Below are 23,076 nucleotides of genomic sequence, written 5' to 3'. Positions count from 1 at the left end.
GCCCCCGCGTATGCTTGCCCGACATAGAAACGGGGAGAGCCGCAACATGGACATCGGGCGCATTGGCGTGATCGGGGCCGGACAAATGGGCAATGGCATTGCCCATGTGATGGCCCTGGCGGGCTATGAGGTTCTGCTCACTGACCTGAACCAGGATGCGCTGGACAGCGCCATGGCGCTGATCAAGCGCAACCTCGACCGGCAGGTCAGCCGCGGGTTGATCTCCGAGGCCGACAGCCCTGCGACGATGGCGCGGATCGGCACCACCCTGACCCTGACCGACCTCGGCCAGACCGACCTGGTGATCGAAGCGGCAACCGAGCGCGAAACCATCAAGGACGCGATCTTTGCCGAGCTGGTGCCGCATCTGCAGGACCACACCATCCTGACCTCGAACACCTCGTCGATCTCGATCACCCGGCTGGCCAGCCGCACCGACCGGCCCGAACGCTTCATGGGCTTTCATTTCATGAACCCGGTGCCGGTGATGCAGCTGGTCGAACTGATCCGCGGCATCCAGACCGATGAGGCGACCTTCGCCACCTGCCTCGGCATCGTTGAACGGATCGGCAAGACCGCCGCCTCGGCCGAGGATTTCCCGGCCTTCATCGTCAACCGCATCCTGATGCCGATGATCAACGAGGCGGTCTATACGCTCTATGAGGGTGTCGGCAATGTCCGCTCCATCGACCAGGCGCTGAAACTCGGCGCCAATCACCCGATGGGGCCACTGGAACTGGCCGATTTCATCGGGCTCGACACCTGCCTGGCGATCATGAACGTGCTGCATGACGGTCTGGCAGACACCAAGTACCGGCCCTGCCCGCTGCTCACCAAATATGTCGAAGCCGGTTGGCTGGGCCGCAAGACCGACCGTGGCTTTTACGACTACCGTGGCGACAGCCCGGTGCCGACCCGTTGATCACAGCGCCGAGCACCAAGAACGCCCTGCGCTTCATCTTGCCTTAAATATTCCCGCCGGAGGCCCCCGCTGATCCGGCCTCAATGGCCGGATTGGCGGGCCCTTGGGCGCCGGGAAAACCCGGCGCCATCACCGCAGAATTTCAAACCCGGTGATCTCGGCACGCGCCGCCGCGACGACCTGCACATCGCGCACCTCGGCGGCCCCCGGCCCCTGCCAGAAGGCGGTGATCATCGCCTCGAGCGCCGCTCTGTCGCCGCAGATCAGCGCCGACACCGACCCGTCGCCGTCGTTGCGCACCCAGCCGCTCAGCCCCAGCTTTCTGGCCTGACCCCGGCTCCAGGCGCGAAACGCCACGCCCTGCACCCGGCCTGTCACCCGAACCCTGCGGCATTCTCTCGGCATCTGTCCTCCAGACCGCGCCGCCAACAGACTGCGCCCGATTCAGACTCGCCCCTATTCGGCGGCCACCGCCGTCGGATCGGCCAGCGCCACCACATCCATCATGATCGCATTCAGCACGAAATCTTTCGGCGTATAGACCTTGGCCACCCCCTGCGACAACATCTGCGCCGCATCCGCCTCCGGGATGATGCCACCGACGATCACCGGAATATGGCCCAGCCCGGCGGCACGCATCCGCACCAGCACATCCTCGACCAGCGGCATATGGCTGCCGGACAGGATCGACAGCCCGACCACATGCGCGGCTTCGGATTTCGCCTTGGCGACGATCTCTTCCGGGGTCAGGCGAATACCGGCATAGTCGATATCCATGCCGCAATCGCGGGCACGAAAGGCGATCTGCTCGGCGCCGTTGGAATGACCATCCAACCCCGGCTTGCCGATCACGAATTTCAGCCGCCGACCCAGCCGATCACTGACCAGATCCACCGCATCGCGGATCTCTTCCAGCCCTTCGGTCTTGTTCGACATGCCCGCCGCAACGCCGGTCGGGCCGCGATATTCGCCATGCACGCTGCGCATCTGCGCGGCCCATTCGCCGGTGGTCACCCCGGCTTTGGCCGCTGCGATCGAGGCTGGCATGACATTGTCGCCCGCCGCCGCCGCCGCCCGCAGCGCCGCCAGCGCCGATTCGACCGCCGCCGGATCGCGCGCCGCACGCCAGGCGTTCAGCCGGGCAACCTGATCCGCCTCGACCGCCGGATCGACGGTCATGATGCCGCCGTCTGATCCCAGCAAGGGCGAGGTTTCGGCCTCGGTCCAGCGGTTCACCCCGACCACCACGGTCTCTTCGGTCTCGATCCGGTTCACCCGTTCGGCGTTGGATTCAACCAGCCGCGACTTCATGTAATCAATCGCCGAGACCGCCCCCCCCATCGCGTCGAGATTGTTGAGCTCGGCCCGCGCCGCCGCCTTCAACTCTGCCACCTTGCGGTCCACCGCCGGGTTGCCGTCAAAGAGGTCGTCATATTCCAGGAGGTCGGTCTCATAGGCCATGATCTGCTGCATCCTCAGCGACCATTGCTGGTCCCAAGGCCGCGGCAGACCCAACGCCTCGTTCCAGGCGGGCAATTGCACCGCCCGCGCCCGGGCCTTCTTGGACAGCGTCACCGCCAGCATTTCCAGCAGGATGCGATAGACGTTGTTTTCCGGCTGCTGCTCGGTCAGGCCGAGGCTGTTCACCTGCACCCCATAGCGGAAGCGGCGGAATTTCGGATCCTCGACGCCATAGCGTTCGGCACAGATCTCATCCCAGAGATCGACAAAGGCACGCATCTTGCACATCTCGGTGACAAAACGGATGCCCGCGTTCACAAAGAAGGAAATCCGCCCGACCACGGTCGGGAAATCCTTGGCCGGGACCCGGGGCCGCAATTCATCCAGCACCGCGATGCCCGTGGCCAGCGCATAGGCCAGTTCCTGTTCCGGCGTCGCACCCGCCTCTTGCAGGTGGTAGGAACAGACGTTCATCGGGTTCCATTTCGGCACCTCAAGATAGCAATATTCGGCCACATCCGCGATCATCTTGAGGCTGGGCGCCGGCGGGCAGATATAGGTGCCGCGCGACAGATATTCCTTGATCAGATCGTTCTGCACCGTGCCTTGCAATTGCGCAGGCTCCGCGCCCTGCTCTTCGGCCACGGCAATATAGAGCGCCAGCAGCCAGGGCGCGGTGGCGTTGATGGTCATCGAGGTGTTCATCTCGGCCAGCGGGATCTGATCGAACAGCTGGCGCATGTCACCGAGATGGCCAATCGGCACACCGACCTTGCCGACCTCACCGCGCGCCAGCACATGATCGCTGTCATAGCCGGTCTGGGTCGGCAGATCGAAAGCCACCGACAGCCCGGTCTGGCCGCGCTTCAGGTTGGTGCGGTAAAGTTCATTGGACGCCGCTGCGGTCGAATGGCCGGAATAGGTGCGGAACAGCCAGGGCTTGTCCTTTTTGGTATCGGTCATGGCAGTCGCTCCGTCATCATATCGGTGGCATCTTGTTATCGGCGGCATGTCATCGACGGCAAGGCGTCGGTAATATTCTTTCGTGCAAGCCTAGATATCGGACAGATTATGGCAATGTCAACGTGCTGCGCTGCGGCGCAATCCAGCCCTTGCCCGAGTCGTGCCACCGGTGCGACAGTGAGGATAGGCCCAAACCGGGCCGGATGGGACAAATCCATGTATGACCTGATGCTGTTTGTGCATTTTGCCGCCCTGGCACTGGGCGGTGCCGCAACTTTTGGCAGTCCGCTGCTGGCGTTGCAGATCGCGCGCACGCCGGTCGATCAGCGCACGACGATCCTGCCGCTGGTGCCGGTGATTCAGAAAACCGGTCGGGCGGCGATTGGATTGTTGATCTTTTCCGGGGCGGCGCTGGCCGGTCTCGGTGATCTCTGGGACAAATCGGCCTGGTTCTGGGGCAAGCTGTTGCTGGTCGCCCTGCTGGTCCTGTCGATTGTCGTGGCAACCCGGGCAGCCCGCGCCGGTGCCGCAGGCGATGCGGCGGCGGCGGCACGGGCCCGCCTCTTGGGACGGAGCAATATCGCGCTGCTCTTGCTGATCATCCTCGGAGCGGTCCTGGCCTTTCACTAGATCATCAGACACGCCACTTTCTGCACCTGCTCGGTCATAAAATTACAATTTTGACGCGGTTGGCATTGCATTGTTGCGCATCGGTCGATATTCGGTGCGGCATCCCCTCGCGATTCTGCATCGCGGCATAAACCACGCAGGAGGCTTGCAATGGCGCTCGATAACGAACCGGGCATCGCGGCGTATGACGCCCCCAAGAAAGACCTTTACGAAGTCGGCGAAATGCCCCCGATGGGCCATGTGCCCAAGCAAATGTATGCTTGGACGATCCGCCGCGACCGGCATGGCGAACCTGACAAGAGTTTTAAGGTCGAGGTGGTCGACACCCCGGTGCTGGACAGCCACGAAGTGCTGGTGATGGTGATGGCCGCCGGGGTCAATTACAACGGCGTCTGGGCCGGGCTCGGCATTCCGATCAGCCCGTTTGACGTGCACAAGGCCGAGTATCATATCGCCGGATCGGATGCCGCAGGCGTGGTCTGGGCGGTTGGCGACAAGGTCAAGCGCTGGAAAGTCGGCGACGAGGTGGTGATCCACTGCAACCAGGACGATGGCGACGACGAGGAATGCAACGGCGGCGACCCGATGTTCTCGCCCAGCCAGCGGATCTGGGGCTATGAGACCCCCGACGGCTCATTCGCGCAATTTACCAATGTCCAGGCGCAGCAGCTGATGCCGCGTCCGAAGCACCTGACCTGGGAAGAATCCGGCTGCTACACGCTGACCCTGGCCACCGCTTATCGGATGCTGTTCGGCCATCACCCGCATGAGCTGAAACCTGGCCAAAACGTTCTGGTCTGGGGCGCTTCCGGTGGTCTGGGATCCTTTGCGATCCAGCTGATCAATGCGGCGGGCGGCAATGCCATCGGCGTGATCTCGGACGAAGACAAACGCGAATTCGTCATGGATCTGGGCGCCAAGGGTGTGATCAACCGCAAGGATTTCAACTGTTGGGGGCAGCTCCCTGTCGTCAACAGTGAGGAATACAAAACCTGGTTTGGCGAAGTCCGCAAATTCGGCAAGGCGATCTGGGACATCACCGGCAAGGGCGTGAACGTCGACATGGTCTTTGAACATCCCGGCGAGGCGACGTTCCCGGTTTCGACCTTTGTCTGCAAAAAGGGCGGCATGGTGGTGATCTGTGCCGGCACCACCGGCTACAATCTGACGATGGACGCCCGCTATGTCTGGATGAACCAGAAGCGCATTCAGGGCTCGCATTTCGCCCATCTGAAACAGGCGGCGGCGGCCAACAAGCTGATGCTGGAACGCCGGATTGATCCCTGCATGTCCGAAGTGTTCCCCTGGGATGAAATCCCGGCGGCGCATCTGAAAATGCTGCGCAATCAACACAAGCCCGGCAATATGGCGGTTCTGGTGCAATCGCCACGCACCGGCCTGCGCACGGTCGAGGATGTTGTCGAAGCGGGCAAATAGCCCCTAATTCCGACTAGAGAAAATTCAACGCCCCCGAATCAATTAAATGATATCGGGGGCGTTACTTTTTGGTTAAATCCTATCATCGCAGGCACTTGAACATGTCAGCACCCCCCGAAAAGAGGGTGTTGATAAAACTTCATTTCCCCTGAAACATGTATTGACGCCTACGCTATTAACGGCCTGTTAATAACTTCCATTAAGACTTTCGGATGGTAGCGGTCATGAAACACAAATGGATCATCGACGTATTGTCAGACGTCCGACGCTATGCGGTCGAGCATGGGCTCGCCGATGTGGCCGCCCATATTGAGGCGGCGGCACAGGCTGCGTCAAGCCAGACGCCGCGAGCAGAGGATCGAGGCGAAAATGAAGGTGTTGCGGATATCGCCAATCAGCGCCCTAAGATGCGCAATTTCGAACGCGGATAGTTTCGCAGCATTGCAATCTGCAGTGCTCTTGGCCCGTGACCATCTTGGCCTGGATGATTTGTCGTACCGTTGGTTCAACGCCCCCGGCAAACCGGTGAGCGTCCAGACCTACAGCCAGGCCTGGATCGATTGGTATCTGTCGACCGGCCAGGATCGGAGCAATCCGATCGCCCGCAGCCTGATCCATGAATTCGAGACGCGGAATTGGAAATCCCTGTATTTGAACGACCACATGGCCCGTGAATTTCTGGCGCAATCGAGCGCCCATGGCCTGTCCCCGCAAGCGCTGTCGGTGCCGATCCATGGCCCGCATGGCGAATTCGCGATCTTGTCGGCCCATATGGAATGTGACGACAACGCCTGGGCGATTTTCGTCGCTGATCGGCGCCCCGATATCGAACTCATCGCCCGCGACTTCCATATGCAGGCAAGGCGTCTGACAGCGGCCGAACACAATCAGCCGCGCGCCCTGACGCCGCGTGAAATCGATGTGATTTCATTGATCGCCCGCGGCCTCAGCCGGGCCAAGGCGGCGCAACGGCTCAACATCTCGGAACACACGTTGCGCGACCACCTGCGCTCGGCCCGGGTCAAGCTCGGCGCCACTTCCACCATCCATGCTGTGGCCCGCGCGGTGGCTGACGGCACTGTTGTGGTCTGAGCATGCTGGCGCGCCCTGTCGCGGGGCGTTAGTCTGGGCCGATGAATGGTCCCTCCGCGCCGCCCGGCCCGCTCACCCTCAGCCATGACCAGGCCGATGCGCATGACCGCATCGCCGAAGCGCTGCGCGCTGCTGGCGTCGATATCGACTCGGCCAGCACCCGCCCCGCCGGGGCTGGCAAGGGACGGGTGCTGGCGGTGACCGGCAAGGCGGGATCGGGCAAGACCCTGCTGCTGGCGGAAATCGTGCGCGCCTGTCGTGCCGCCGGGGTGGCGATTGTCAGCGGCGATTACGAACCCAAAAAGCGCCCCGACAAGCGGACGCTGGCGATTCTGGCGCCGACCAACAAGGCGGCCTCGGTATTGCGGCTGCGCGGGGTGCCTGCCACCACCATCCACCGAATCCTCTACACCCCGGTCTATGACCCCGAATATGAACGGATCGCCGAATGGCTGGCCGGAGAGGGCGAGCGGCCGGTGGTCGACGGGCTGTCACAGACCGCGCTGGACCGCGCCTATACCTTCTATCAATCCAACAATTCGATCCCCGGGGCACTGGCCGCCGCCGGGCTGCGCGGGTCGGATTTCATCACCGGCTGGAAACGCCGCGACGATCCTCTGGATCTGGGGCTGGTCGACGAAGCCTCGATGCTGGACGAGCGCCAATTTGCCGATCTGCAAGAGATTTTCCCAACCCTGCTGGTATTTGGCGACCCGGCGCAGCTCGCCCCGGTGAACCAATCCGGCAAGATGGTGTTTGACGATCTGCCCGCCGAGACGGTGATGCATCTGGACCGGGTGCACCGGCAAGACGCCGACAATCCGATCCTCGATCTGGCGCATGCGCTGGCCGATCCCGCCATTGATTTCGAGGACTTCGAACAGATGGTGCAGGACATTGCCCAACGCGACGACCGGGTGGTCTGGGCGCAGCGGGTCGAGGTCGATCTGATGGCGCGCTCACCGGTTCTGGTCTGGCGCAATGTCACCCGGATCCGGCTGATCAACGCCTTTCGCAATGTCCATCACGCGCCCGAGGATGCCCTGCTTGCGGGCGAGCCGCTGATTTGCGACGGGATCGAGCTGCCGCTGAAACACCGCAAGAAACGCCTCGATCTTGAGGCGCGCGGGCTGATCAAGGGGGCGCAGGTGATCTATCTCGGCCCCGGATCAAAGCCCGGATTTTCACGCCTGCATGTGATCGGCGCCGAGAATCCACAGGTCTCGGCCGCCTCCATCGTCAAGATCGAAAAACCCGGTGAGGAAGAGCCGTTCATCCCCTTTGCCGCCCGCATGGGCGCGGCGTTTCTGCATGGCGCGGCGGTGACCATCCACAAGGCGCAGGGCAGTCAGTGGGAATCGGTGCAGGTCTTTGCCCCCGACCTCTATGCCGCCGCCCGCGCCGGGCGCAGCGAGGCCGGGCAACCGCTGTGGAAACGGCTGGCCTATGTGGCAATCACCCGGGCCGAAGAGCGGCTGTACTGGGTGGTGCGCAACCGGCTGTCGAAACCGACCGGGCCGCTCAGGGTCGATGATCTGCGGGTGGCGCCGGCGCCGCTGTCGCTGATTGCCGAAGACGAGGAAACGACATGAGAACCATCCTGATCACTGGTGCGTCATCGGGCATTGGTGCCAGCTGCGCCGAATTGTTCCTGGCCCAGGGCTGGCGGGTCGGCCTGCTGGCGCGCCGCGCCGACGCGCTCGCCGCCGTCGCCGGGGGCCATGCCAACGCGCTCTGCCTGCCCGCCGATGTGACCGACGAAAGCGCGGTTGAGGCGGCGTTCGACCAATTCATCGACTGGGCCGGGCGGATCGACGTTTTGTTCAACAATGCCGGGGCCTTTGGACGCGCGGCGCTGATTGATGAACTGAGCCCGGACGAGTTCCGCAAGATTGTCGACCTGAACGTCACCGGCATGTTCCTCTGTGCCCGCGCCGCCTTTGCCCGAATGCGGGCCCAGGCACCGCAGGGCGGGCGGATCGTCAACAACGGCTCGATCTCGGCGCATGTGCCACGGGAAAAGTCAGTGGCTTATACCACCACCAAACACGCGGTGACCGGGTTGACCCGGACCCTGTCGCTGGATGGCCGTGGCTTTGGCATCGCCTGCGGGCAGATCGACATCGGCAATGCCCGCACCCCGCTGCTGGACGAGGCGATCAAATCGGGGCGCGCCGGGGAGATGCCGCAGACGATGGACGTGCGCCACGCGGCAAGCGCGGTGCAGAACATGGCCGATCTGCCCCCCGAGGCCAACGTGCAATTCATGACGATCATGGCCACCAACATGCCCTATATCGGCCGCGGCTGACCCTGACGCCCGGCCCCGCCGCGCAAACCACCATTTGCAATTCAGCACGTCCACAGGAATAGTTCGCCTGAAATCCACCCAAGGCGGAGCCTGTCCATGTCCATCCATATCGGCGCCGAACCCGGCCAGATCGCTGAAACCGTGCTGCTGCCGGGCGACCCCTACCGCGCCAAATGGGCGGCCGAGACCTTTCTCAAAGATGTCGAATGCGTGAACCAGGTGCGCGGCATGTTGGGCTTTACCGGCAGTTGGAACGGCCACCGGGTCACCATTCAGGGCACCGGCATGGGGATGCCGTCGCTGTCGATCTATGTGAACGAGCTGATCCGCGATTACGGCGCCAAGACCCTGATCCGCATCGGGTCCTGTGGGGCGATGCAAGAGCGGGTCAAGCTCCGCGATATTGTCCTGGGGTTGAGTGCGACGACGGTGTCGACCCCGTCGCGCGGCATTTTCCGCGAGCTGAATTTTGCCCCGACCGCTGATTTTCGCCTCACCCACCAGGCCTGGCACCGGGCCCAGGACAAGGCCGTGACGGTGCACACCGGGCCGATCTATTCCTCGGACGTGTTCTATGACGAACGCCCCGACCTGACCGAACAGATGACCCGGCACGGCATTCTGGCGGTCGAGATGGAGGCAGGTGAGCTTTACACCCTCGCCGCCCGCTACGGGGTGCAGGCACTGGCGATATTGACGGTGTCCGACCATCTGCTGACCGGCGAATCGCTGCCCTCGGACGCGCGCGAGAAAAGCTTTGGCGACATGGTCGAGATCGCGCTGGAAACGGCGTTTCTCTGACTTGATCGCGGCCTCGGCCTAGGCCCCATGACTGCCTGAATACCCGTTGACGGCCGGGCTTTGCCAACCAGCCAGCGCGCCCGGATCGGGCGCAAACACCTCGACCAGAAGCGGGTAACAGGCGGCTCTATCGCTGGAATGCTCGGTCGAACAATCGCCACCGGGGCAGGCCGACAACCCGCCGATCAGGTCGATTTCAGCAAAGAATTCAATGTAATCGCCGCGCCGCACCGGCGAGGCTTTCATGAAATAGCGCCCCGTTCCCCGGTCAAACCCGGTGCACATGAACACGTTCAGCACGTCATGCACCAAGGCCGCGGCCTCGGCGATGGGCTGGCCGGTCTCAGCGGCCAGGGCGCGGGTCAGGTTGGAATGGCAGCAATGGTGATAATCCTGCCCGCTCAGCAGGTGATGGGTATAGGGATCGCAGCGGGTGCCGATCACATCATGCACCCGGCCGCCATAGTCATCCTGGCCATACCAGTCGAGCGTATCGGCAATGATCGTCGCCATCGGCCGCAGATAGGGAAAGCGGGACCACATCCGATCGCCCAGCCCCAGATGGGTGCCATGCAACGCCCGGGTCTTGCCGGAATAGAACGCCTCGTCGTGATTCTCCGCCTGCCAGAGGTTCAGATCGCCGACCTGCGGCCCCGCCTTGCAGCTGATGCGAAAGAATTGTCCGGCGGCCACCTTGAACATGGCCGCGTCGCGCGGCGGCACCACCACCGCGCCGACCTTGCGCGCCCCGGCCCGCGCGGCGCGGTAGAGCGCCAGATCGGGCTGCGGCAGCGCCTCGGTCGGATAGCAGATCACCGGCGCGATTGCGCGGCGGGCCTTGGCGTCATCAGGTGGCTTCATCCGCGCAGCATGGTCGCTTTGACCGCGCGGCGCAAACCCCGCCATGAGATTTCGCCATGCGGGCTGGCCAAGGTACGAACGCGGGTATCCTGCGCCTGCACCCGAAATCGGAGAGACCAGATGGCCACCCTGCCCGCTGCCCGGCGACGCGCTGCTGCAACATCTGCGCCACCAAGCGGACAGCTATACCGATTGCTTCACCACCCTGGCGCCGGGTCAGATCAGCCTGGGCGATTATGTCACCGCATTTTACACCATGCCGCTGTTTCGCGAACTCCGGGGATTTCACATTGCCTAGTCGCGCAGCAGCGCGGGCCAGGCTGCGACGTCACAAATAGGTGACCGGTTTCGGCGGGGTTGAGGCGGCGGCGCAATCAGTGTCTAGTCCGGCCCCGAACTGGACCGTCCCTCGCCCCCCATAATGACAGGAACCACGATGCCGCAAGACAGCTACACGCCCCCCGAAGTCTGGACCTGGGAACAGCAAAGCGGTGGCCGCTTTGCCAATATCAACCGCCCTGTCGCCGGGCCGACCCATGACAAGCCACTGCCGATCGGCAAACACCCGTTCCAGCTCTATTCCCTCGGCACCCCGAACGGGCAAAAAGTCACCATCATGTTCGAAGAGCTGCTGGCTGCCGGGCATTCGGGTGCCGAATATGACGCCTGGCTGATCCGCATCCATGAGGGTGATCAATTCGGCAGCGGCTTTGTCGATGCCAATCCGAATTCGAAAATCCCGGCGCTGATGGATCATTCCGATGGCGCCCCGGTCCGGGTGTTTGAATCCGGCGCGATCCTGCTGCATCTGTCGGAAAAATTCGACGCCTTCCTGCCCAAGGGCCGGGCCCGGGTCGAGGCGCTGAACTGGCTGTTCTGGCTGCAGGGATCGGCCCCCTATCTCGGTGGCGGCTTCGGGCATTTCTACGCCTATGCGCCGGAAAAATGGCAATATCCGATTGATCGCTTCACCATGGAGGTCAAGCGCCAGCTCGACGTGCTCGACCGGCACCTGGCCGACAATGAATATTTCGCCGGAAGCGACTATTCGATTGCCGATATGGCGGTCTGGCCCTGGTATGGATCACTGGTCAAGGGCATCGCCTATGACGCGGGCAAGTTCATCGACGCTGAAAGCTATACCAATGTGATCCGCTGGACCGACATGATCGCCGAACGCCCCGCCGTCAAACGCGGGCGGATCGTCAACCGCACCAGCGGCGAGCTCAGCCAGCAACTGCACGAACGTCATGACGCCAGCGATTTCGACCTGCGCACCCAGGACAAGTTGGAAGGCTGAACACCCACGACTTCGAGCGATGTGAAAGGCCCGCCGCGCAGATGTCGGCGGGCCTTGTCCTCACTCTGAATGGGTTTCCTTAAGCTTGTCGATACCCAGCGCCTGAAACGCCAGGCGCTCATAGAACGGTTCGGATTTGCCGAGGCGGATCTTGCGCAGAAAGTATTTCTCGAACCCGACCTTGGCATAATGCACCCATTTGCCCGAGGACGACCAATTGACATTGCGCGGCGGGATCTGCGGCTGCGCGACAAAGGCGATGCCGGTGTCACCGAAATCCGCCAGACAGACGGCGTTCCAGGTTGCCACCTCATGCGGGTCCTTGCCCTCGACCAGCGCGGCGATGTTGACGGCGGTCGCGGTCACCATGCTTTCGATCATGAACCCGGTCTTGGGCACCCCGATCGGCACCGGAGTCTTGCCGGTGGGCGGGATCGCAACGCCAACACCGATGCCAAAGATATTGCCGTATTTCGGATTGCGCTGATACTTGTCGATCAGGACAAAGCCGCGCGGGTTGGTCAGCCCTTCGATATCGCGCACCGCCTCGACGCCGCGAAATGCCGGCAGCATCATCGAATAGCTGAACGGCAGATCATGGGTCTTGGCGACCTCGCCATCCTCACCGACCTCCTCGACATGCATGGTGCCGTCTTCGACCGATTTCACCCGGGCGTTGGTGATCCATTTGATATGTCGCTCGCGCATCGCGCTTTCCAGGAGCCCCTTGGTGTCGCCCACCCCATCCAGGCCCAAATGCCCGATATAGGGTTCCGAGGTGACAAAGGTGATCGGCATCTGATCGCGCTTCTTGGCGCGGCGCAGGGCGGTTTCCAGGATAAAGGCAAATTCATAGGCCGGGCCAAAGCAGCTCGCCCCCTGCACCGCCCCGACAATCACCGGGCCGGGTTTGGCCAGCAGCTGGTCAAAGGCGTCCTTGGCCTTCAGCGCATGGTCGATCTGGCAGACCGATTGGGTATGCGCCTCGGGCCCCAGCCCCTCGATCTCGTCAAAGGCGAGTTCCGGGCCAGTGGCAATGACCAGATAATCATAGTCGACACTGTCGCCATTGTTCAGCTCGATCCGGTTCTCGTCCGCATGCAGGCGCTTGGCACCTTCGGGCCGCAGGGCGATATCGCGCTTGGCCATGACCGTGGTCAGGTCGACCTCGATATCCTCGCGGTCACGCCAGCCGACCGCCACCCAGGGGTTGGAGGGGACAAAGGAATAGACCGACCCCTGGTTGATCGTGGTGATCTGGTGTTTCGGGCCCAGATGATCCCGCAACTCGTAAGCCATGATGACGCCGCCAAGTCCGGCGCCCAGTACCACAACATGTGCCATAGATAACCTCCTTTGAATAATCGCAATGCAGCGCCGCCATAAATTGGCGCGTAAAAGATGGATTAACCTAGGGTCATGCGGGCGGGTGCGAAATGATGCAGGTCAATTCAGGTTTCATCCCGGCGAAACGGCGGATCAGTTCCCGGGGCGCGCCATCATCATGTCATGCACCGCCGCCATGCCGCGATTGGCCATGTCCGAGACTTCGCCGGCATGCTTTTGCAGCGCGGCGACGACATCGGGGTCGTCCGAGGTCTGCACCACCACGATGCCCAGATCGGTCACATCGATTTCGGTGGTGATCCGGTCACGGCGTTCAAACAGGATATCGAGCGTCGGGCTTTGAATAAAGATTTGCGGATCGCGACCCTCGTCAACCCGGTCGATCATTCCGACGACATGGGTGACCACCGTATTCATCAGCGCCTCGTCGGCGGAATAGGTGATGGTGCGAATGCCGTCCGGCAGGTTCGTCACCTCACGGGTGATGTCGGGGAAATTGCGGAACATGGTCGCCAGGTCGGCGCTTTCTTCCGGCGTGGCGTCCAGACCACGCAGGCCCGGCATCATGGCTTCGTCATGGCCGGTGCCATCCGCGCCATGGCGGTGCATGCCCATGCCGCCGCCATGGCCCGCCATCTGCGCCATCGCGCCGGGACCAAAGAGCGCCAGACCGCCAATCGCGACCCCGACCGCCACAGTGCCGATGATCCGGGTCCGGGACCTGTGAAATAGGGTATTCGCCATCTGCGCCCTCCTCGGCTGATCGCCAATCGTCGCATGCGGCTTTTGGAATGTAAATGAAATCGACGGCTCTTGCCCGTGACAGGGGTCACACTTGCGTGACGCACATGTTCAGCACCCGCGCCGCGCACCCGAGGGGAGCGCGCGGCGCGATGCCGGTCAGATCACCACGACATCCAGCGGCGGAAAGCCGTTAAAACCGATCGAGGCATAGGTCGATGTATAGGCGCCGCAGTTGCGGATCAGGATCCGGTCGCCGCATTTCAGACCGACAGGCAGTTCCACCGGGCGCTTTTCATAGAGCACATCGGCGCTGTCACAGGACGGGCCGGCCAGAATGCAGGGCGCCATCGTTTCATGATCGCGCTCAGTGACGAATTGATAGCGGATCGCCTCGTCCATGGTTTCGGCCAGACCCGAGAACTTGCCAATGTCCAGATAGACCCAGCGGTGCAGGTCATCGTCGGATTTGCGCGACACCAGCAGCACTTCAGCGGCGATCATGCCCGCTTCGGCAACCAGACCACGGCCCGGCTCGGCCATGACACGGGCAACCTTGCCGAACCGCGCGGTGACCAACTCCATGACCTTGCGGGCATAGGGGGTCGGGCCGTCGATTTCTTCGCCGTAATAGGCCGGGAAACCACCGCCGATATTCAGCAGGGTAAGGTCGTGACCGGCGGCCTTGGCGGCATTCCAGATGGCGGCGACCTGATCCAGGGTGGTGGTCCACATGGTGGCGCGTTTGGTCTGGCTGCCGACATGGAACGAAAAGCCGACCGGCTTCAGCCCCAGATCGCGAGCCATATCCAGCAGCAACACCGCCTTGCCCCGCGACACGCCGAATTTGCGGCTGAGCGGCCAATCGGCCTCAGAGGCATCGACGATCAGGCGGATGTAGACCTCGGACCCAGGTGCGAATTCGGCGATCTTTGCCAGCTCTTCTTCGGCATCTGCCGCGAACAGCGTGACCCCGGCGTGAAACGCGAATTCGATGTCGCGGGGTTTCTTGACCGTGTTACCAAAGGAAATGTGATCGGGGCGGGCGCCCAGCGACAGGCAAAGCTCGATCTCGGCGCGCGAGGCGGCATCAAAGCCCGAGCCGAGGTCGACCAGACGCTCGACAATCTCGCGCTGCGGGTTGGCTTTCACCGCGTAATGGATGCGCGCATCGCCGAGACCAGCCTCCAGCATGTGATACTGATCTTCGACGCGATCAACGTCGAGCACCAAGGTGGGGCGATCAAATTCGTGGGTGTTGATGAAGTCTTCGATGCGAGCGGCGCGTGCAACAGCGGCGCGCGCCGAAAATTCGGCTACGTAGGCGTTCATGGTCATCTCCAATAGACTCGGCCATATATGACCGCTCAGTTCCAAGGGAGACGTTACCGTCGCTACGTAACCGCAGGGGTGAACCCCTCTCGCCAGAGGCGCGTGCGTTGGCGTCTTGAGAGCGCATATCGGGCCAAACGTGAGTCGGATCAAGAGGAATTTTTGCCCGCATTCAAAATTTTTTCCGCCGCCGCCAGCGCCGCGATTTTCCTGTCACGACGCCGTGAACGCCAGGTCTCCCTGACCGTGTTAGGCTTGGGTTGAAATTCGCCCCTGAAAGGACCTCTGATGCGCCTTGCCCGCCTCTTCCCTGCCGCGATCCTGTCGCTCGGCTTTGCCAGCGTCGGCCTGGCCGCAGGCGGCGAAAGTTCGGACCCGCCAAAGCCGACCGAGACCACCACCAAATGTGAAGACGGGATGGTCTATGACAAGGCCACCAAGAAATGTGTCAAAGCCGATGCCTCGCTGCTGAATGACGACATGCGCTACCTGGCGGCGCGCGAACTGGCCTATGGCGAACGCTATCAGAGCGCGATGATGGTGCTGGACGCGGCCGAGGATCAGAGCGACCCGCGCATTCTGAACTATCGCGGTTTCGTCAATCGCAAGCTGGGCAACCTCGACGTCGCGATGGTGTTCTACCAACAGGCCATCGCCGCCGATCCCGATTATGTGCTGGCGCGCTCCTACATGGGCCAGGGGTTGATCGCCCAGGGCGATCTGACCGGCGCGCTGGCGCAATTGCGCGAGATCGAGGTACGCGGCGGTGGGGACAGCTGGGCCTATGCCGCGCTCGATCAGGCGCTGCGCGGCCTGCCGACGGATTACTGATCGTGGTGATGAACAAAGCACCCTCAGTGAATGTTCTGGGCGGGGCTCTGCGGCCCTGCTCCGCCGACCCGGTCACCGGGTTCTTTCGCGACAGCCATTGCAACACCTGCGCCGAGGATGCCGGCAGCCATACGGTCTGTGCGGTGATGACGGCGGAATTCCTCGCCTATTCGAAATATGTCGGCAATGACCTGTCCACCCCGCGGCCCGAATTCGGCTTTGCCGGGCTGAAGCCGGGGGATCGCTGGTGCCTCTGCGCCAGCCGCTTCCTGCAGGCCCATGACGAGGGCTGCGCGCCGCTGGTGTCGCTGCACGCCACCCACGCCCAGGCGCTGGAGATCGTGCCGCTGGCGGTGCTGCAGGAACAATGCAGTCCTGAGACAGGCTGAGCCGCTCCAGGCGCCCGCACAGGCGCCGGGATCACGTGCGCCGGGATCAAGTGCGGATGTCAAACCCCAGGTGTTTGGCCACGGCAAAGATGTCCTTGTCGCCGCGCCCGCACATGTTCATCACGATGATATGCTCAGGCGGCAGCTTCGGTGCGATCTTCATCACATGGGCCAGCGCGTGACTGGGTTCCAGCGCCGGGATGATCCCTTCGGTAGAACATGACAGCTGAAACGCCTCCAGCGCCTCGGCGTCGGTGATCGCTACATATTCCGCCCGCCCGGTATCGTGCAGCCAGGCATGCTCCGGCCCGATGCCGGGGTAATCGAGCCCTGCCGAAATCGAAGACCCCTCAAGGATCTGACCATCGTCATCCTGAAGCAGGTAGGTCCGATTGCCATGCAGCACACCCGGACGCCCCCCGGTCAGAGACGCGCAATGCTCCATCCTGTCGTCGACGCCCTTGCCCCCGGCCTCGACCCCGATGATCCCGACGTCCTTGTCGTCGAGGAATTCGTAAAACAACCCCATCGCATTCGAGCCGCCACCGATGGCCGCGATCAGCGTGTCGGGCAGACGGCCCTCGCCCTCCTGCTCGGCCAATTGCCAGCGCACTTCCTTGCCGATGATCGACTGAAAGTCGCGGACCATCGCCGGATAGGGATGCGGGCCGGCCACCGTGCCGATGCAATAGAAGGTATCGCGCACATTGGTCACCCAGTCGCGCAGCGCGTCGTTCATTGCGTCCTTCAGGGTGCCCCGGCCGCTGGTCACCGGCACCACCTCGGCCCCCAGCAGACGCATGCGAAAGACATTGGGCGCCTGACGTTCGACATCATGGGCGCCCATATAGACCACGCATTTCAGCCCGAACTTGGCGCAGACCGTCGCCGTTGCCACCCCGTGCTGCCCGGCGCCGGTCTCGGCAATGATCCGGGTCTTGCCCATCCGCCGCGCCAGAATGATCTGTCCGAGCACGTTGTTGATCTTGTGCGCGCCGGTGTGGTTCAACTCGTCGCGTTTCAGATAGATCTTGGCGCCGCCCAGATGCTTGCTCAGCCGGTCGGCGTGATAAAGCGGGCTGGGGCGACCGACGTAATGTTTCCACAGATCGTCCATCTCGGCCCAGAAGGTCGGGTCGGTCTTGGCGAATTGATATTGCGCATCCAGCTCAAGGATCAGCGGCATCAGGGTTTCACTGACAAACCGCCCGCCGAACAGGCCAAAGCGCCCGTTTTCATCGGGGCCGCTCATGAATGAGTTGAACAGATCGCTCATATCGCTTGTCCTTTCTTGCCGACCCACACAGACCTCGGATCGACGCGGTGAAAAACTTTTAGCTAAAAGTTTTCGCCCACTACCCCTGTTTCGCGCGGATGACCTGCAACAGCGGCAGCAGCTGCGCCATATCCGGCCCATGCGCCTGACCGGTCAGTGCCTTGCGCAGCGGCATGAACAGCCCGCGCCCCTTGCGCCCGGTGGCGGCCTTGACCGCATTGGTCCATTGGCTCCAGCTTTCGTCGGTGTAGGGCCCATCCGGCAGCAGCGCCAGCGCCTCGGCGACGAAGTCACGGTCCTCGTCCTCGATCACCGGATCGGCGCCCTCGGCGCAGAGTTTCCACCAGTCGTCGACCTCGCCCAAGGTGGTTATATTGTCGCGCACCACCAGCCAGAACCGTTCCGCTTGGCCTGCCGGAACCCCCGCCGCGGTCAGCCGTTCGGCCACCTCCGCCAGCGGCGTCGCCCGCAGCACATGAGCGGTCAGAGGGAACAGGTCGTTTTCATCGAATTTCGTCGGCGCCGCGCCGAAATGGCTCAGCTCGAACCCCTCGACCAATGCCTCGGGGCTGTCGCGCAGCTCGACCGGTTGCGACGATCCCAGCCGCGCCATCAGGCTGAGCAGCGCCATCGGCGCCACCCCGCGGGCGCGCAGGTCGCGGATCGACAGGGTGCCCAGCCGTTTCGACAGCGCCTCGCCTTGCGGGCCGGTCAACAGTGAGTGATGGGCAAAGGCGGGCGGTTCGGCGCCAAGCGCGCGAATGATCTGGATTTGCGTCGCGGTGTTGGTCACATGGTCCGATCCGCGCACCACATGGGTCACCCCCATCTCGATGTCATCGACCACCGAGGCGATGGTATAGAGCACCTGGCCATCGGCCCGGATCAGCACCGGGTCCGAGACGCTGGCCGCATCAATGGAAATGTCGCCCAGGATCCCGTCGACCCATTCGATCCGCTCCTGATCCAGCTTAAACCGCCAGACCCCATCGCCGCGCTCGCCGCGCAGCTTGGCGCGCTCGGCCTCGGACAGGGCCAGCGCGGCGCGGTCATAGACCGGCGGCTTGCCCATGTTCAGTTGCTTCTTGCGCTTCAGATCAAGCTCGACCGGGGTTTCAAACGCCTCATAGAACCGTCCCATCCCGCGCAGCTGATCCGCTGCGCGCGCGTAGCGATCCAGCCGCTCGGATTGCCGTTCCACCCGATCCCAGGTCAGACCCAGCCAGGTCAGATCCTCCTTGATCGCCTCGACATATTCTTCTTTCGAGCGTTCGGGATCGGTGTCGTCGATACGCAGGATAAAGGTTCCGCCGGACTTGCGCGCGATCAGCCAGTTGAACAGCGCGGTGCGCAGGTTGCCAACATGGATATAGCCGGTCGGTGACGGGGCAAAGCGGGTGGTTGTCATGATGGGTCTCCTTGGCCGCTCCCATTCCATATGCGGCGCGGTTTGTCCATGGCGGCGCGACTGCGGATGGATCGTCCTGCGGCTTGCCAGGTGATCCAGACCGGCGCGGATCAACCCGGCCACTGCAGCCAAGTCGTTGCGGTCCGGGTTGGCCAGGTAGCGGCAGGATCTGCCGATCCGGTGCGGCCTGACCCGCGCCAGCAAGGTATCGAAATCCGCCTAGCCCGGCACAATCAATATAGCCCGAAACCGCCGCTTTGCGCGGGGAAAAGCCGGTGGCGGGCCAGGACCCGCTGCGCCCCGATGCTTAGGCAGACTCATGGCGCCCGTCGCCGACGATGCTCTCGCCCCATGGTCAGGGCGGGAAGGCGCCGGTCGTGGTCTCGCCGCCGCACAGTTCGCCCCCGTCAAGGGAGGCCCCGTCAAGAGAGGCCCGGACGTCCCGATCGGTCTTGTGCCTTGTTCGCGCTCATGGCTCAGCCTTTCACGATCCCTTTCTCGGTGACCAACATGTCGAGCCTTTCATCCGTCGGCTCGAGCGGCAGCGCCGCGACTTCCTGTGCGGCCCAGGCAAAGCCGATGGCCAGCACCGGCCCGGCGGCGCGCAGGGCGGCCAGTGTCCGGTCATAGAAGCCGCCGCCATAGCCCAGCCGGTTGCCCGTCCGGTCAAAGGCCACCAGCGGCACGATCAGGATTTCGGGCGTGATCCAGTCGCAGAATTCGGGCACCGCCGCCCCGAAAGGCCCGGGCACCATGGCCATCCCCGGTTCCCACCGGGCAAAGCGCAGCGGCATTCCCGCCCCCTCGATCACCGGCACACAGACCGGGCCATGCGCGGCGGCTTCTTCCATTGCGGGCAGCGGCGAAATTTCGGTCCGCATCGCCATGTATCCCGCCAGCGGCACCCCGCGATACCCGGCCAGAACCGAGGACAGCACTCCGGCCTGCCCCGGCCCGCCCGCGGCAAAGGCCGCAGCGCGGCGGGCGAGGGCCTCGGCGCGGGCGGCGGCCTTGCTCTTGGCCAGCGTCACTGCGCCGCCCTCACAGCAGCACCGCCCCGGCCAGCCCGAGAAAGGCGAAGAACCCGACGATATCCGTCACCGTGGTGACGAAGGCCCCCGAGGCAAGGGCCGGATCGACCCCGGCTTTTTCCAGCACCACCGGCACCACCGTACCCGCCAGACCGGCAACCACGAGGTTGACGATCATCGCGATGCCGATCACCACGCCCAGCAGCGGCTGCCCGAACCACAGCACGCCGACCCCCCCCATCACCAGCGCAAAGGCCACGCCGTTCACCAGCCCGACCAGCACCTCGCGGCGGATCACCCGCCAGACGTTTGAGCCGGTGAGGTCACGGGTGGCGATGGCGCGCACCGCCACGGTCAGCGACTGGGTGCCGGCATTGCCGCCCATCGAGGCGACGATCGGCATCAACACCGCCAGGGCCACGAAACTGGCAATCGTCGCCTCGAATTGCGCGATCACCAGCGAGGCCAGGATCGCGGTGGCCAGGTTCACCGCCAGCCAGGGAAACCGCTGTTTGGTGGTTTCGACAACGCTGTCGGAGAGCGAGCCTTCGCCGACACCGGCGAGACGCAGAATGTCCTCTTCGTGTTCCTCGTCCAGAACCGACATCGCGTCATCAATGGTGATAACGCCGACCAGACGCTCGTCCTCATCCACCACCGGGGCCGAGATCAGGTGATACTGGTTGAAGGCATAGGCCACGTCGCCCTCGTCCTGATCCACCGGGATGGTGCGAAACGAAGGTTCCAGCAGGTCGGACAGCGCCCGCACCCGCGGCGAGGCCATCAGTTTGCCCAGCGCCACATAGCCCACCGGCTTCATCCGCGGGTCGACCAGGATCACGTGATAGAATTGATCCGGCAGATCCTCGCGGGCGCGCATGAAATCAATCGCCTCGCCGACGCTCCAATGTTCGGGCACCGCGACGATCTCGCGCTGCATCAGGCGACCGGCGGATTCCTCGGGATAGGTCAGCGCCTGCTTGACCGCGACCCGATCGCTGTCTTCCAGCGCGTCGAGGATCTGTTCCTGTTGCGGTTCTTCCAGGTATTCGAGCAGATCGACGACATCGTCGCTGTCGAGCTCGCGCACCGCGTCCGTCAGCACCTGCGGCGAGAGCAGGCCGATGACCTCTTCACGCACCGATTCGTCGAGTTCTGACAGGATCTCCCCGTCGAATTCGCGGTCATAAAGCTCGACCATCTTGCGACGGTCAAAGGTGTTGATCTGTTCCAGAAGGTCGGCGATGTCGGCCGCGTGCAGCGGCTCCATCAATTCGATCAGCTTTTCGCGATCCCCGGTATCGACCGCAAAGAGAATCGCCGCCACGGCGCGGCGGTTCAGCGCATAGGCCGCGTCGTCATCCTCGGCCTCGGGCTCGATTTCCGCGATCTGATCCGTGTCTTCGCTCATTTTCGCGCCCCCTGCCGACTGGGGGTGAGCATAGAGGCCGCCCCCCCCCGCCGACAATGGTCAGCAGCGATTTACCTGCGTCGCGACCAAGGGTAGCCTGCCATCATGTCGCGAGGAGAGCACGGATGACGGAACGGCTGATTTGTGGGCAGGTTCTCAGCTGGCAGGGTGATCCCTTTGCGCGGCCGCTGGCCGATTCCGTGCGCATTGACAGCAACGGCGCGGTGCTGGTCCGCGAAGGGCGGATTGCCGCGATCGGCACGGCGGCGCAGCTCAGGGCGGCGCATCCGTTGGCGACAATCGAGGCGATGGGCGAGGCGCTGATCCTGCCCGGGTTCATCGACGCCCATGCCCATTATCCGCAGACCGCAATCATCGCCTCCTGGGGCAAACGGCTGATCGACTGGCTGAACACCTATACCTTCCCCGAGGAAACCCGATTTGCCGATCCCGATTATGCCCGGGATGTCGCGGCCCGCTATTTCGACCTGACCCTGGCCGAGGGCACCACCACGATCTGTTCGTTCTGCACCATCCATCCCGAGAGCGTCGACGCGTTCTTCGCCGAAGCCGAAAAGCGCGGTCAGCGGGTGGCGGGCGGGCGCACCTGCATGGATCGCAACGCCCCGGACGGGCTGCGCGACGATGTGCAAAGCGCCTATGACGAGAGTCTGGCGCTGTTGCAGAAATGGCATCGACGCGGGCGGGCAACCTATGCGGTCACCCCAAGGTTTTCGCCGACTTCGACGCCGGAACAGCTGGATTCGCTCGGCGCGCTCTGGGCGGCGCATCCCGATTGCCTGATGCAGACCCATCTCAGCGAACAGACCGATGAAATCGCCTGGGTGCGCGACCTCTATCCGGAAGCCCGCGATTACCTCGACACCTATGAAACCCACGGGCTCCTCGGCCCCGGGGCGCTGTTCGGCCACGCGATCCACCTGCAGCCGCGCGAATGCGACCGGCTGCGCGAAGCCGGTGCGGCGCTGGTGCATTGCCCGACCTCGAACACCTTCATCGGTTCGGGCCTGTTCGACATGGCCCGACGCAAGGCCGAGGGCCAGATCGTCGGGCTGGCCACCGACACCGGCGGCGGGTCCAGTTTTTCGATGCTGCGCACCATGGCGGCGGCCTATGAAATCGGCCAGCTCACCGGCACCCCGCTGCATGCGGCGCAATTGCTGTGGCTGGCCACCGCCGGATCGGCCCAGGCGCTGCGGATGGAGGGGCAGATCGGCAACCTGCAGGTCGGCCATGAGGCCGATATCATCGCCCTCGACCTGACCTCGACCCCGGCCATCGCCCAGCGCGCTGCGCGGGCCGACGACATCTGGGAACAGGTCTTTGCCACCATCATGATGGGCGATGACCGGGCGGTGAAAGCAGTCTGGATCGCCGGACAGAAGGCGCGCGGCTGAGGCCGGGAAAGACTTTTCTCGAAAAGTCTTGGGAAAAGCCTTGGCCAAGGCTTTTCGGGCGCCGCCGTATCAGCGGGTGGCGAAAATTTTTCAAAAAATTTTCACCGGCCACCG

The 23,076-nt window shown here is 63.4% G+C and carries 23 protein-coding genes; 13 read left to right on the top strand and 10 right to left on the bottom strand.

Features of this window, described 5'->3' with window-relative positions:
- The first annotated feature begins 46 nt into the window (after positions 1–46).
- Complete coding sequence (locus P1U48_RS04480) at positions 47–922, top strand: 3-hydroxybutyryl-CoA dehydrogenase (protein ID WP_301067635.1); 876 nt, start codon at positions 47–49, stop codon at positions 920–922.
- Positions 923–1,051: 129 nt separating this feature from the next.
- On the opposite strand, the gene P1U48_RS04475 is transcribed toward P1U48_RS04480, so the two are convergent.
- Positions 1,052–1,327 (bottom strand): acylphosphatase, encoded by a 276-nt coding sequence (locus tag P1U48_RS04475; RefSeq protein WP_301067634.1) that lies wholly within the window; start codon positions 1,325–1,327, stop codon positions 1,052–1,054.
- A gap of 51 nt (positions 1,328–1,378) precedes the next feature.
- Positions 1,379–3,346 (bottom strand): protein meaA, encoded by a 1,968-nt coding sequence (locus P1U48_RS04470; protein ID WP_301067633.1) that lies wholly within the window; start codon positions 3,344–3,346, stop codon positions 1,379–1,381.
- A 216-nt stretch (positions 3,347–3,562) separates the two neighbouring features.
- Between P1U48_RS04470 and P1U48_RS04465 the strand changes: the two genes are divergently transcribed.
- From P1U48_RS04465 to deoD, 7 genes are all read left to right on the top strand, one after another.
- Positions 3,563–3,976, top strand: a complete 414-nt coding sequence (locus P1U48_RS04465; RefSeq protein ID WP_301067632.1) for a hypothetical protein — start codon at positions 3,563–3,565, stop codon at positions 3,974–3,976.
- A gap of 150 nt (positions 3,977–4,126) precedes the next feature.
- On the top strand, positions 4,127–5,413 hold the full coding sequence (ccrA, locus tag P1U48_RS04460; protein WP_301067631.1) for a crotonyl-CoA carboxylase/reductase: 1,287 nt from the start codon (positions 4,127–4,129) through the stop codon (positions 5,411–5,413).
- Between the two features lie 224 nt (positions 5,414–5,637).
- Complete coding sequence (locus P1U48_RS04455; RefSeq protein WP_301067630.1) at positions 5,638–5,844, top strand: hypothetical protein; 207 nt, start codon at positions 5,638–5,640, stop codon at positions 5,842–5,844.
- A complete protein-coding gene (locus P1U48_RS04450; RefSeq protein WP_301067629.1) occupies positions 5,783–6,505 on the top strand; it encodes a LuxR family transcriptional regulator in 723 nt (240 codons plus the stop codon). Before P1U48_RS04455 ends, P1U48_RS04450 begins: the two co-directional genes overlap by 62 nt.
- A gap of 41 nt (positions 6,506–6,546) precedes the next feature.
- Positions 6,547–8,097 carry an AAA family ATPase gene (locus P1U48_RS04445; protein ID WP_301067627.1) on the top strand — a complete coding sequence of 517 codons (1,551 nt, stop codon included), beginning with the start codon at positions 6,547–6,549 and terminating at the stop codon, positions 8,095–8,097.
- Positions 8,094–8,816, top strand: coding sequence for an SDR family oxidoreductase (locus P1U48_RS04440; RefSeq protein WP_301067625.1), 723 nt, complete (start codon positions 8,094–8,096; stop codon positions 8,814–8,816). The genes P1U48_RS04445 and P1U48_RS04440 overlap by 4 nt, the downstream gene beginning before the upstream one ends.
- Positions 8,817–8,912: 96 nt before the next feature.
- Positions 8,913–9,617, top strand: coding sequence for a purine-nucleoside phosphorylase (gene deoD / locus P1U48_RS04435; protein ID WP_301067623.1), 705 nt, complete (start codon positions 8,913–8,915; stop codon positions 9,615–9,617).
- 18 nt (positions 9,618–9,635) lie between these two features.
- Here the strand turns inward: deoD and P1U48_RS04430 are convergent, their stop codons facing one another.
- Positions 9,636–10,478, bottom strand: a complete 843-nt coding sequence (locus tag P1U48_RS04430; RefSeq protein WP_301067621.1) for a DUF1989 domain-containing protein — start codon at positions 10,476–10,478, stop codon at positions 9,636–9,638.
- A 43-nt stretch (positions 10,479–10,521) separates the two neighbouring features.
- On the opposite strand from P1U48_RS04430, the gene P1U48_RS04425 reads away from it, so the two are divergent.
- Together P1U48_RS04425 and yghU are read left to right on the top strand one after the other, a co-directional pair.
- Positions 10,522–10,776 carry a hypothetical protein gene (locus P1U48_RS04425; RefSeq protein WP_301067619.1) on the top strand — a complete coding sequence of 85 codons (255 nt, stop codon included), beginning with the start codon at positions 10,522–10,524 and terminating at the stop codon, positions 10,774–10,776.
- Positions 10,777–10,914: 138 nt separating this feature from the next.
- Positions 10,915–11,778 (top strand): glutathione-dependent disulfide-bond oxidoreductase, encoded by an 864-nt coding sequence (yghU, locus tag P1U48_RS04420; protein ID WP_301067679.1) that lies wholly within the window; start codon positions 10,915–10,917, stop codon positions 11,776–11,778.
- Positions 11,779–11,838: 60 nt separating this feature from the next.
- On the opposite strand, the gene P1U48_RS04415 is transcribed toward yghU, so the two are convergent.
- The 3 genes from P1U48_RS04415 to P1U48_RS04405 all read right to left on the bottom strand — a co-directional run bounded on the left by P1U48_RS04415 (position 11,839) and on the right by P1U48_RS04405 (position 15,198).
- Positions 11,839–13,122, bottom strand: coding sequence for an FAD-dependent oxidoreductase (locus P1U48_RS04415; protein WP_301067617.1), 1,284 nt, complete (start codon positions 13,120–13,122; stop codon positions 11,839–11,841).
- A gap of 135 nt (positions 13,123–13,257) precedes the next feature.
- Positions 13,258–13,869, bottom strand: coding sequence for a hypothetical protein (locus P1U48_RS04410; protein WP_301067616.1), 612 nt, complete (start codon positions 13,867–13,869; stop codon positions 13,258–13,260).
- A gap of 156 nt (positions 13,870–14,025) precedes the next feature.
- A complete protein-coding gene (locus P1U48_RS04405; RefSeq protein WP_301067614.1) occupies positions 14,026–15,198 on the bottom strand; it encodes a type III PLP-dependent enzyme in 1,173 nt (390 codons plus the stop codon).
- Between the two features lie 288 nt (positions 15,199–15,486).
- On the opposite strand from P1U48_RS04405, the gene P1U48_RS04400 reads away from it, so the two are divergent.
- Together P1U48_RS04400 and P1U48_RS04395 are read left to right on the top strand one after the other, a co-directional pair.
- On the top strand, positions 15,487–16,029 hold the full coding sequence (locus P1U48_RS04400) for a tetratricopeptide repeat protein (RefSeq protein WP_301067613.1): 543 nt from the start codon (positions 15,487–15,489) through the stop codon (positions 16,027–16,029).
- 8 nt (positions 16,030–16,037) lie between these two features.
- Entirely contained in the window at positions 16,038–16,418 is a 381-nt protein-coding gene (locus tag P1U48_RS04395) for a DUF2237 domain-containing protein (protein ID WP_301067612.1), read from the top strand.
- 46 nt (positions 16,419–16,464) lie between these two features.
- Here P1U48_RS04395 and trpB read toward each other — a convergent pair whose 3' ends face one another.
- The 4 genes from trpB to mgtE form a co-directional block, all read right to left on the bottom strand.
- Positions 16,465–17,694: a tryptophan synthase subunit beta gene (gene trpB, locus P1U48_RS04390; protein ID WP_301067610.1), complete on the bottom strand. Its 1,230-nt coding sequence runs from the start codon at positions 17,692–17,694 to the stop codon at positions 16,465–16,467.
- Between the two features lie 79 nt (positions 17,695–17,773).
- Positions 17,774–19,102 (bottom strand): glutamate--tRNA ligase, encoded by a 1,329-nt coding sequence (gene gltX / locus P1U48_RS04385; protein ID WP_301067608.1) that lies wholly within the window; start codon positions 19,100–19,102, stop codon positions 17,774–17,776.
- 476 nt (positions 19,103–19,578) lie between these two features.
- On the bottom strand, positions 19,579–20,133 hold the full coding sequence (locus P1U48_RS04380) for a 5-formyltetrahydrofolate cyclo-ligase (protein WP_301067607.1): 555 nt from the start codon (positions 20,131–20,133) through the stop codon (positions 19,579–19,581).
- A 10-nt stretch (positions 20,134–20,143) separates the two neighbouring features.
- Positions 20,144–21,544, bottom strand: coding sequence for a magnesium transporter (mgtE, locus tag P1U48_RS04375; RefSeq protein ID WP_301067606.1), 1,401 nt, complete (start codon positions 21,542–21,544; stop codon positions 20,144–20,146).
- Positions 21,545–21,669: 125 nt separating this feature from the next.
- Between mgtE and guaD the strand changes: the two genes are divergently transcribed.
- Entirely contained in the window at positions 21,670–22,962 is a 1,293-nt protein-coding gene (gene guaD, locus P1U48_RS04370) for a guanine deaminase (protein WP_301067605.1), read from the top strand.
- The last annotated feature ends 114 nt before the right edge of the window (positions 22,963–23,076 follow it).

The organism is Pseudooceanicola sp. (assembly GCF_029213205.1).
In the GTDB taxonomy this organism is placed as follows: domain Bacteria; phylum Pseudomonadota; class Alphaproteobacteria; order Rhodobacterales; family Rhodobacteraceae; genus Pseudooceanicola.
Note: the sequence above shows the minus strand (reverse complement) of the source record. Positions and strands in the feature narration are given on the sequence as shown.